This is a genomic window from Micromonospora sp. NPDC048843, from assembly GCF_040649965.1.
Taxonomy (GTDB): Bacteria; Actinomycetota; Actinomycetes; order Mycobacteriales; family Micromonosporaceae; genus Micromonospora; species Micromonospora hortensis.
Genome location: NZ_JBEZGJ010000224.1, coordinates 1 through 9,593 on the forward strand (window position 1 = coordinate 1; position 9,593 = coordinate 9,593).

Annotated in this window: 10 protein-coding genes; 5 read left to right on the forward strand and 5 right to left on the reverse strand. The window is 70.9% G+C overall.

What is annotated here, in order from left to right:
• The first annotated feature begins 256 nt into the window (after positions 1–256).
• The gene (locus AB0C20_RS32420) at positions 257–457 is read left to right on the forward strand and encodes a hypothetical protein (protein ID WP_357180924.1); all 201 of its coding nucleotides are present in this window, start codon (positions 257–259) and stop codon (positions 455–457) included.
• 170 nt (positions 458–627) lie between these two features.
• On the opposite strand, the gene AB0C20_RS32425 is transcribed toward AB0C20_RS32420, so the two are convergent.
• Together AB0C20_RS32425 and coxB are read right to left on the reverse strand one after the other, a co-directional pair.
• On the reverse strand, positions 628–1,053 hold the full coding sequence (locus tag AB0C20_RS32425; protein WP_091407506.1) for a cytochrome c oxidase subunit 4: 426 nt from the start codon (positions 1,051–1,053) through the stop codon (positions 628–630).
• A gap of 9 nt (positions 1,054–1,062) precedes the next feature.
• On the reverse strand, positions 1,063–2,034 hold the full coding sequence (coxB, locus tag AB0C20_RS32430) for a cytochrome c oxidase subunit II (protein WP_266304854.1): 972 nt from the start codon (positions 2,032–2,034) through the stop codon (positions 1,063–1,065).
• A gap of 230 nt (positions 2,035–2,264) precedes the next feature.
• On the opposite strand from coxB, the gene AB0C20_RS32435 reads away from it, so the two are divergent.
• Complete coding sequence (locus tag AB0C20_RS32435) at positions 2,265–3,416, forward strand: aminotransferase class V-fold PLP-dependent enzyme (RefSeq protein WP_357569420.1); 1,152 nt, start codon at positions 2,265–2,267, stop codon at positions 3,414–3,416.
• A complete protein-coding gene (locus AB0C20_RS32440) occupies positions 3,413–3,646 on the forward strand; it encodes a sulfurtransferase TusA family protein (RefSeq protein ID WP_357569421.1) in 234 nt (77 codons plus the stop codon). Before AB0C20_RS32435 ends, AB0C20_RS32440 begins: the two co-directional genes overlap by 4 nt.
• 112 nt (positions 3,647–3,758) lie before the next feature.
• Here AB0C20_RS32440 and AB0C20_RS32445 read toward each other — a convergent pair whose 3' ends face one another.
• The 3 genes from AB0C20_RS32445 to AB0C20_RS32455 form a co-directional block, all read right to left on the reverse strand.
• Positions 3,759–4,739 carry a carbohydrate kinase family protein gene (locus AB0C20_RS32445; protein WP_357180935.1) on the reverse strand — a complete coding sequence of 327 codons (981 nt, stop codon included), beginning with the start codon at positions 4,737–4,739 and terminating at the stop codon, positions 3,759–3,761.
• 198 nt (positions 4,740–4,937) lie between these two features.
• Positions 4,938–5,306 carry an iron-sulfur cluster insertion protein ErpA gene (erpA, locus tag AB0C20_RS32450; protein WP_091407494.1) on the reverse strand — a complete coding sequence of 123 codons (369 nt, stop codon included), beginning with the start codon at positions 5,304–5,306 and terminating at the stop codon, positions 4,938–4,940.
• 181 nt (positions 5,307–5,487) lie between these two features.
• The gene (locus AB0C20_RS32455; RefSeq protein WP_357569424.1) at positions 5,488–6,627 is read right to left on the reverse strand and encodes a glycerate kinase; all 1,140 of its coding nucleotides are present in this window, start codon (positions 6,625–6,627) and stop codon (positions 5,488–5,490) included.
• A 68-nt stretch (positions 6,628–6,695) separates the two neighbouring features.
• Here AB0C20_RS32455 and nadA point away from each other — a divergent pair, with 68 nt between their 5' ends.
• A complete protein-coding gene (gene nadA, locus AB0C20_RS32460; RefSeq protein WP_357569422.1) occupies positions 6,696–7,895 on the forward strand; it encodes a quinolinate synthase NadA in 1,200 nt (399 codons plus the stop codon).
• Between the two features lie 212 nt (positions 7,896–8,107).
• Positions 8,108–9,463 (forward strand): UDP-N-acetylglucosamine 1-carboxyvinyltransferase, encoded by a 1,356-nt coding sequence (gene murA, locus AB0C20_RS32465; RefSeq protein ID WP_357180942.1) that lies wholly within the window; start codon positions 8,108–8,110, stop codon positions 9,461–9,463.
• Positions 9,464–9,593: the final 130 nt, after the last annotated feature.

Consider the following 9,593-nt stretch of genomic DNA (forward strand, 5'->3'; position numbering starts at 1 on the left):
ACAACCTCTGCCCCGGCATGACCCCTCATCCTGACGAGAATCCACCCCGTTGCAACAACCACTTGAGCCCAAGCAGCCCGGATGCCCCGACTTCATTGAAGTCGAGTGGATCACGCGGATTCCGACGAGCGGGCGACCGTGCACGGAGATTTGTCGGACCCGTCTGGGAAACTACAGGTGAGTAGTTCTCTGCTGCCGTCGGTGCGTCGTCGTCGCATCCGGGGGCGGTCCGCCTGGTATCCGAGAGGAGACGCCCGTGTCGCACCGCGAGCTCTACTGCGACGTCTGCGAGGGCGTGGCGTTGTTCGAGGCGCCGCCCTGCGTCGACAGCCACGGCACCGACTGTCCAGAGCTGATCTGCACCGACTGCGGCGCCGCCGTGGTGATCGGCACGTTCGCCTTCCCGGTCACCCGGCTGGCCGCCCGCCGACGCCAGCCCGCCCGCCGCGCCGCCTGACCACAACGCGCCGCCCTGACCGCAGCACCGCCGCCCCGACCACAGCGCCGCCCGCACCGCCGCCCCGCCGCGGCGGGCCGCGCGGGGTGGAACATGACCGAAGGCCCGCTCCCCCACTCGGGGAACGGGCCTTCGTCGTACCGGGTCGGTCGCGACGGCGACCGGGTGGGTCAGTGCTCGGCGGTACGCCGGGTGCCGCTGTAGTACTCGAACAGAAGCCCACAGGCGGAGAAGACGACGGCTAGCAGACCGGCGCCGATCAGCCAGTACTGCCAGAACACCATGCCGAGCGCGGCGATCGCGGCGGCCAGCGCCAGACCGAACGGCCAGTAGCTGCCCGGGCTGAAGAAGCCGACCTCACCAGCGCCGTCGGCGATCTCGGCGTCCGGGCGGTCCTCCGGGCGCAGGTCGATGCGGCGGGAGACGAACCAGAAGAAGCCACCGCACATCGAGCAGAGCAGGAACGACAGCAGCAGTGCGACGGTGCCGACCCACTCGATGCCGCCCGACGCACCGTTCGTCCAGGCGCCGTAGAGGATGGTGGCGCCGAAGAGGAAACCGGCGATGATCAGGAAGATACGCCACTCGGTCTTCATGCGGCTGCCTCAGCTTCCCGTGCGGGCCGGAACGTCGTCCGGGTTGAAGTTGTCCTGCGTCCGCCGCGTGTCGAACGGCTGCGTGGTCGTCGCGTACGGCTGCTCACCGATCGCGGACAGCGCATCCTGGGTCGACTTGCCGCTCTGCTTGGCCGCGAGGAACTGGTCGTACTTCTCCGGCGAGACCACCCGCAGCTCGAAGTTCATGAAGGCGTGGTAGCTGCCGCACAGTTCGGCGCAGCGCCCGACGTAGGCACCCTCGGCGTCCAGGCTCGAGACCTCGAACACGTTGCGGATCTTGCCCGGCATGACGTCCCGCTTGAAGAGCAGCTCGGGCACCCAGAACGAGTGGATGACGTCGCGGCTGGTCTCCTCGAACCGGATGGACCGGTTGGTCGGCAGCACCAGCACCGGGATGACCTCACTGGTGCCGAGCGTCGACGCGGTGGTGCGGGCTTCCGTGCCCTGGCCGTCCCGGTAGTTGAACTGCCAGTTCCACTTGAATGCGACGACCTCGACAGTGACGTCCGGGTTCTTCGACAACTTGTCGACGTCGGTCTGCACGATCGCCGTGTAGTAGAAGAGCACGGAGACGATCAGGATCGGCGCGATGGTGTAGAGGAACTCCATCGGCATGTTGTAGCGGGTCTGCACCGGCAGCGCGTTGCCACGCTTGCGGTAGCGCACGACGCACCAGAAGATCAGGCCCCACACGAAGACGCCGACCGCGAGCGCGGCGATGCAGGAGGCGATCCACAGGTCGTACATCCGCTTGGACTCCGGCGAGATGCCGCCCTGCGGCCAGCCGAAGCCGTGGAACGTCTGACCCACGTCACAGCCCGTGAGCAGAACCAGCAGCGCCACGCCACCGAGACCGAGCCCGGCCAGGCGACCAGCACCACGCCCCCGGCGTCCACCAACCCCTGGGGAAGCGCTGTGCCGTACGGCCGACGGCCGTACCTCCGAACTCCTTGCGACCACCTGGTCCTGCCTCCCTAGCGCGCCGCGGTGCGTCTTTCCTCAGCACCCGCGGCAAAGGCGTCACCGACGGTCGCAGATTACTCGACCATGACGGACTCGGCCGTGGTGGGGTCACTGTCCGACCCCCATCGGGGGGATCCTAGGCATACCGCCGCGATAGCGTCTTGGTCTGTGAGCGCGAGGAGCGAGCCGGGGTTGCGAGCCCCGCAGCCGCGAACGAAGGCAGGTCTGTGAGCGCATCCCCGGTCTACCTGGACGCGGCGACCGCCGCGCCGACGCATCCGGTCGCGCGGCAGGCTCTGCTGGCCGCCCTCGACGACGGCTGGGCCGACCCGGGCAAGCTGTACACGCAGGCCCGCCGGGCCCGGCAACTGCTCGACGCCGCACGCGAGGCCACCGCGCTGACGCTCGGCGTCCGCGCCGACGAGGTCTCCTTCACCCCCAGTGGTACGACAGCGGCCCACGGCGCTGTGCTCGGCGGCCTGGCGGGGCGGCGCCGGGTCGGGTCGACGCTGGTGCACTCTGCGATCGAGCACTCGGCGGTGCTGCACGCCGCGGAACGGCACGTCAACGCTGGCGGGACGGCCGCCGCGGTGCCGGTCGACCGGTTGGGCCGGCTGGACCTGACCGCGTGGTCGACCGCCGTTCGGGCCCCGGGGGTCGCGCTGGCCGCGTTGATTACCGCCAGTCACGAGGTGGGGACGGTGCAGCCGGTCGCCGAGGCGGCGGCGGCCTGTGCCGACGTGGGTGTGCCGCTGTACGTGGACGCGGCGCAGTCGGTGGGCAGGGTGCCCCTACCGGCCGGCTGGTCGGTGCTCACGGCGAGCGCCCACAAGTGGGGTGGGCCACCCGGCGTGGGGGTGCTGGCGGTCCGGAAGGGCACTCGCTGGGAGTCGCCCTGGCCGGCCGACGAGCGGGAGAGCGGACGTACCCCCGGGGTGGTGAACCTGCCAGCGGTCGTGGCGGCGGCGGCGAGCCTGCGGGCGGCGGCGGCCGACGCGGCGGCCGAGGCGGGCCGGTTGGCCACCCTGGTGGACCGGATCCGGGAGCGGGTAGCGGCGGAGGTGCCCGACGTGGAGGTCGTCGGCGACCCGGTGCTCCGGCTCCCCCACCTGGTCACCTTCTCGTGCCTGTACGTCGACGGGGAGGCGCTGCTGCACGCCCTGGACCGGCGGGGCTTCGCCGTGTCGTCCGGCTCGTCCTGCACCTCGTCCACGTTGCGTCCGTCGCACGTGCTGGAGGCGATGGGGGTGCTCTCGCACGGCAACGTGCGGGTCAGCCTGCACCGGGAGACGACCGAGGCGGACGTGGAGCGGTTCCTGACCGAGCTGCCGGGGATAGTCGCCGGGCTGCGCGCCGAGGCCGGGGTGGTGGGGCTGTGACGACGCCGGACGAGGTGATCGACTGCCGGGGGCAACGCTGCCCGCTGCCGGTGATCGCGGCGGCGCGACGGATGCCCGAGGTGCCGATCGGGACTGTGGTCCGGGTGCTGGCCGACGACCCCGCGGCGGCGGTCGACATCCCCGCCTGGTGCCGGATGCGCGGCCAGGAGTTCCTAGGGTCCGTCAACGGCCCCGAAGGCCCCGCCCACGACGTACGCCGCACCCACTAACCCGGCGCCACCCCGGCCACCCCCGCGATCTTGCAGTTTCTGCGTGGACAAAGGGGTGCAGAAGCCGCAAGACGGCGACAGAAAGTGCAAGATCGCCAGGGTGGGGGCGGGGTTACGCCGGGAGGAGGTGGGGGCGGACCTCGTCCGCTGCGGTGTCGCCGTAGGACTCGGCGAGCCGCTTGACGAACAGGTCGCGGCGAACGTCGTACTCCTGGGTGCCGACGGTCTCCAGGACCAGCGTGGCCAGCAGCGAGCCGACCTGGGCGGCGCGTTCCAGGCCGAGGCCCCAGGAGAGCGCGGTGAAGAAGCCGGCCCGGAAGCCGTCGCCGACGCCGGTCGGGTCGACCGCGCGGATCTCCCGCGCGATCGGTACGTGGATCGGGTCGATGCCGCGCCCGGCGATCTCCACACCGTGCTTGCCCAGCGTGGTGACCCGCACCTTGACCAGGTCCAGCAGTTGGTCGTCGCTGAGCTGCGCCTTGCTCTGCAACAGCGACTTCTCGTAGTCGTTTGTCATCAGGTACTCGGCGCCTTCGATCAGCGCCACCACGTCCTCGCCGGGCATCCGGGCGAGCTGCTGGGACGGGTCGGCGGCGAAGGCGTACCCGCGGGTGCGGCACTCGGCCGAGTGGCGCAGCATCGCCTCGGGGTCGTTCGCGCCGACCAGCACCAGGTCCAGACCGCCGAGCCGGTCGGCGACCGGGGCCAGCTCGATGTTGCGGGCCTCGCTCATCGCGCCGGCGTAGAACGACGCGATCTGGCACATGTCGGTGTCGGTGGTGCAGACGAAGCGGGCGGTGTGCGCCACCTCGCTGATGTGCACCGAGTCGCAGTCCACGCCGTGGCGCTCCAGCCAGGAGCGGTAGTCGGCGAAGTCGGCGCCGACCGCGCCGAGGAGCACCGGGCGCAGCCCGAGCTGACCCATCCCGAAGGAGATGTTCGCCGCCACGCCGCCGCGGCGGAGCACCAGGTCGTCCACCAGGAAGGAGAGGGACACCTTGTGCAGTTGATCGGCGATGAGCTGGTCGGCGAAGCGACCGGGGAAGCTCATCAGGTGATCGGTGGCGATCGAGCCGGTGACGGCGATCTTCATGTCAACCCTCGGGGTCGGGAGCAGGGCGCGGTCAGCCTACCGGGACGGCAACGCGATGGTCACCGCTCGGTCGGACAACGGCAACCAGCCCGCCACGGCCCCCTTCGGGACCGCTCCCAAACCGGTGCGAGACCCGACCGGTACGGCGATGGGGCCGTCCCGAAGAACGGCCCCATCGTCGCTGGTGTGTGGTGTGACTCAGTTGAACGAGTCACCGCAGGCGCAGGAGCTGCCCGCGTTGGGGTTGTCGATGGTGAAGCCCTGGGCGTCGATCCGGTCGGCGAAGTCGATCGTCGCGCCGGAAAGGTACGGGGCGCTCATCCGGTCGACGACGACCTCGACACCACCGAAGTCGGTCACGACGTCACCGTCGAGCGAACGCTCGTCGAAGAAGAGCTGGTACCGCAGGCCGGAGCAGCCGCCCGGCTGCACGGCGACGCGGAGCCGCAGGTCGTCGCGGCCCTCCTGCTCGATCAGGGCCTTGACCTTCTGCGCCGCGACGTCGGTGAGGACGACGGAAGTAGGGGCCTTGGCCTCGGTCGACTCGGTCTGCGCTGGCGTGGTCACGTGGAAGTCTCCCTGCGCGGTTTGGGTCCGGACGCACTGGCCAACGTCACGCGCCGTCCAGTGATTCCCGGTTGTGGTCCTCAGCCGATCCTACGCCGCCTTGGCCGTGCTCACCCGCGTGGCGTGACCCCCGCCGCAGGTGGGCCCTCGGTCGGGGCGGGCGCGCTGGCGGTCGGAACGCTCAGCGGCTCCACTGCCGGGCCAGCCGTGCGCCCAGCTCGCGCAACCCCTCCGCGGGCCGGCTCAGCGCCGCGTCGAGCCCGCCGCTCTGCTCGCCACCGAAGTGCTCCACCAGGCTGTACGCGTCGGTCACCCCGGCCGAGGCGGCCTCCCGCCGGCCGGTGCTCACCTGCCCGGCCACCACCACGCAGGGAACTCCGCGGTCGCGGGCGGCGCCGGCCACCCCGGCGACGACCTTGCCGCGCAGCGACTGGTGGTCGAACGACCCCTCACCGGTGATCACCAGATCGGCGGTGTCCAGCGCGGCGTCGAGACGGGTGGCCCGGGTGACCAGGCCGATCCCCGACTCGCAGTCGCCGCCCAGGGCGAGGAGCGCCGCGCCGATGCCACCGGCGGCCCCTCCCCCGGGCAGCGCGCCGAGCCCCGCCGGACAGCCGTTCAGGTCCCGTTCCAGCACCGCCGCGAAACGCTCCAGGGCCGCGTCGAGCAGCAACACGTCGGCGCGGTCGGCGCCCTTCTGTGGCCCGAACACGTTGCTGGCGCCGTGCAGGCCGAGCAGTGGGTTGTCCACGTCGGTGGCCGCGACCAGCCGGACCCCACGTAGCCGGGGCGCGCCGTCCAGCGCGTCGACCGCGGCGAGCGCCGCCCCGCCGTACGGCAGCGCGGCGCCACCCTGGTCGAGAGGTGTCACGCCCAGCGCGGCGAGCATTCCGGCGCCGGCGTCGTTGGTGCCGGAGCCACCCAGCCCGATCACCACGGTGCGGGCACCGCCCTCCACAGCGGCGGCCACCAACAGACCCAGCCCGTACGAGGTGGTGGTCTTCGGGTCGCGCTCGGCCGCGGAGAGCAGGTGCAGGCCACACGCCTGCGCGCTCTCCAGGTAGGCGGTCGAGCCGTCGGCGGTGAGCAGGATCTCACCGGGCGTCGGGCGCCCGAGCGGATCGACAGTCGGCACCGGCACCCGCCGGCCGCCGAGCGCCTCGGCGAGCACCTCCACGAAGCCCGGTCCGCCGTCCGCGAGGGGCCGGATCAGCAGATCGTCTCCGTCGGTGACGGTGCGCCAACCGGCGGCGACGGCGGCGGCCACCTCCGGTGCGGACAGGGTGCCGGCGAACTTGTCCGGGCAGAGCAGCACGCGCATGCCGAGCAGTGTGGCAGCCCACACCGAGCGAGGCTGCGTCGCGCTCGCGCTGTGGGACCATGGGCTACGTGACTTCGACCTGGGTGGAACCCTCCAACACGGCGACGGCTCTGCTGCTGCTCGGCCGGGGCAGCGACCCCGACACCGAGCGCGGCGTCGAGTGTCCGGGCGACCTGCCGGCGCCCAGCGATCCGGATCTGGTGGCCCGCGCCACCGCCGCGAAGGCGAAGCTGGGCAGCAAGGTCTTCGTGCTGGGGCACCACTACCAGCGCGACGAGGTGATCCAGTTCGCCGACGTGACCGGCGACTCGTTCAAGCTGGCCCGGGAGGCCGCGGCCCGCCCGGACGCGGAGTACATCGTCTTCTGCGGCGTGCACTTCATGGCCGAGAGCGCCGACATCCTCACCACCGCCACCCAGCGGGTGATCCTGCCGGACCTCGCGGCGGGTTGTTCGATGGCGGACATGGCGGTGCTGGGCCAGGTCGAGGCCGCGTGGGACACGCTGGCCGAGCTGGGCATCGCCGGCGACACAGTGCCGGTGACGTACATGAACTCCTCGGCCGACATCAAGGGTTTCGTGGGCCGCAACGGCGGCGTGGTCTGCACCTCGTCGAACGCCAAGCGCGCCCTGGACTGGGCCTTCGAGCAGGGGTCGAAGGTGCTCTTCCTGCCGGATCAGCACCTGGGCCGCAACACCGCGGTGTTGGAGATGGGCCTGTCGCTGGACGACTGCGTGCTCTACGACCCGCACAAGCCCGGTGGCGGGCTCACCCCGGAGCAGCTGCGCGACGCCAAGATGATCCTGTGGCGGGGGCACTGCTCGGTGCACGGCCGGTTCACCCTGGAGAGCGTCAACGACGTACGGGAGCGGGTGCCCGGGGTCAACGTCCTGGTCCACCCGGAGTGCCGGCACGAGGTGGTCACGGCCTCCGACTACGTCGGCTCCACCGAATACATCATCAAGACGATCGAGGCGGCTCCGGCCGGCTCGGCGTGGGCGCTCGGCACCGAACTGAACCTGGTCCGCCGGCTCGCGCTGGCGCACCCGGACAAGCAGATCATGTTCCTGGACAAGGCCGTCTGCTACTGCTCGACGATGAACCGGATCGATCTGCCGCACCTGGTCTGGGCCCTGGAGGAGCTGGTCGCGGGCCGGGTCGTCAACCAGATCACGGTGGACCCCGACACCGCGCACCACGCCCGGGTCGCGCTCGATCAGATGCTCGCGTTGCCCGGCGCGGACACTCCGCCGCCGACGGTGTCCTGATCACGATCCGTAGCGCTCTTGGTACGCAAAAGTGCCGGATCACCGATTAATGCCACACACGCCGATGTGACCGAGTCCTTTTTCGTCACCGAGGGCTATGCTGCCCAAGCGACGACACACGCGGGCCGTTTCGACATGGCCGCATCCGGGGTAGCGACAACGTTCAGGCGCCCCACCATCAACACGGCAGCACCGACGCGCTGGAGGTTGCGTTGACCGACGACGTCCTGGTTGTGCACGGAGGTACTCCGCTCGAAGGGCGGATCCGCGTGCGCGGCGCGAAGAACCTGGTATCGAAGGCGATGGTCGCCGCGTTGCTCGGCGACAGCCCGAGCCGGCTGTTCGACGTGCCGAAGATCCGCGATGTCGAGGTGGTGCGGGGTCTGCTCGGCCTGCACGGCGTCAAGGTCACCGACGGCGCCGAGGACGGCGAGCTCGTCTTCGACCCGGCGAACGTGGAGAGCGCCAGCACCGACCAGATCAACGTGCACGCCGGTTCCAGCCGGATTCCGATCCTGTTCTGCGGCCCGCTGCTGCACCGGCTCGGGCACGCGTTCATCCCGGATCTGGGCGGCTGCCACATCGGCCCGCGCCCTATCGACTTCCACCTCCAGGCGCTGCGAGAGTTCGGCGCCACTGTCGAGAAGCGGCCGGAGGGTCTGCACCTGTCCGCGCCGAACGGGCTGCACGGCACCAAGTTCTCCCTGCCGTACCCGAGCGTCGGCGCCACCGAGCAGGTGCTGCTGACCGCCGTGATGGCCGAGGGCGTCACCGAGCTGCGCAACGCCGCGGTGGAGCCGGAGATCATCGACCTGATCTGCATCCTGCAGAAGATGGGCGCGATCATCAAGGTCCACACCGACCGGGTGATCGAGATCCAGGGCGTGCCCAAGCTGCACGGCTACACCCACCGGCCGATCCCGGACCGGATCGAGGCGGCGAGCTGGGCGGCCGCCGCCCTGGCGACCCGTGGTCACGTCGAGGTGCTGGGCGCGCAGCAGGCCGACATGATGACCTTCCTGAACATCTTCCGCTCGGTCGGCGGCGAGTACGAGGTCACCGACGCCCGCGCGCCGAAGCTGGGCGACCCCGGCCAGGAGGGCGGCATCCGCTTCTGGCACCCGGGTGGCGAGCTGAACGCGGTGGCGCTGGAGACCGACGTGCACCCCGGTTTCATGACCGACTGGCAGCAGCCGCTGGTCGTGGCGCTGACCCAGGCCCGCGGCCTGTCGATCGTCCACGAGACGGTCTACGAGCAGCGGCTGGGCTACACCGAGGCCCTCAACTCGATGGGCGCCAACATCCAGGTCTACCGGGACTGCCTCGGTGGCACCCCGTGCCGCTTCGGCCGGCGTAACTTCAAGCACTCCGCGGTGATCGCCGGGCCGAGCAAGCTGCACGCCGCCGACCTGGTCATCCCGGACCTGCGGGCCGGGTTCAGCCACCTGATCGCGGCGCTCGCGGCCGAGGGCACCTCCCGGGTGTACGGCGTGGACCTGATCAACCGGGGCTACGAGGACTTCGAGGCGAAGCTCGCCGACCTGGGCGCGCACGCCGAGCGTCCGTAACCTCGCTCACCCATCGTTCGGATACGACGGCTCCAGGTCGCGCTGCGACCTGGAGAGTCGAGATTCTTCTCGACTGCCAGCCTTGCTGCGTCACCACGAATCTTTCGAGGTACGCCATCCTGGAACCATC

Coding starts and splice junctions, on each gene's coding strand:
- AB0C20_RS32445 (WP_357180935.1), bottom strand. CDS start 4,739: ATGAAGATCGCCGTCACCGGCTCGATCGCCACCGATCACCTGATGAGC.
- AB0C20_RS32455 (WP_357569424.1), bottom strand. CDS start 6,627: ATGCGCGTGCTGCTCTGCCCGGACAAGTTCGCCGGCACCCTGTCCGCA.
- AB0C20_RS32425 (WP_091407506.1), bottom strand. CDS start 1,053: ATGAAGACCGAGTGGCGTATCTTCCTGATCATCGCCGGTTTCCTCTTC.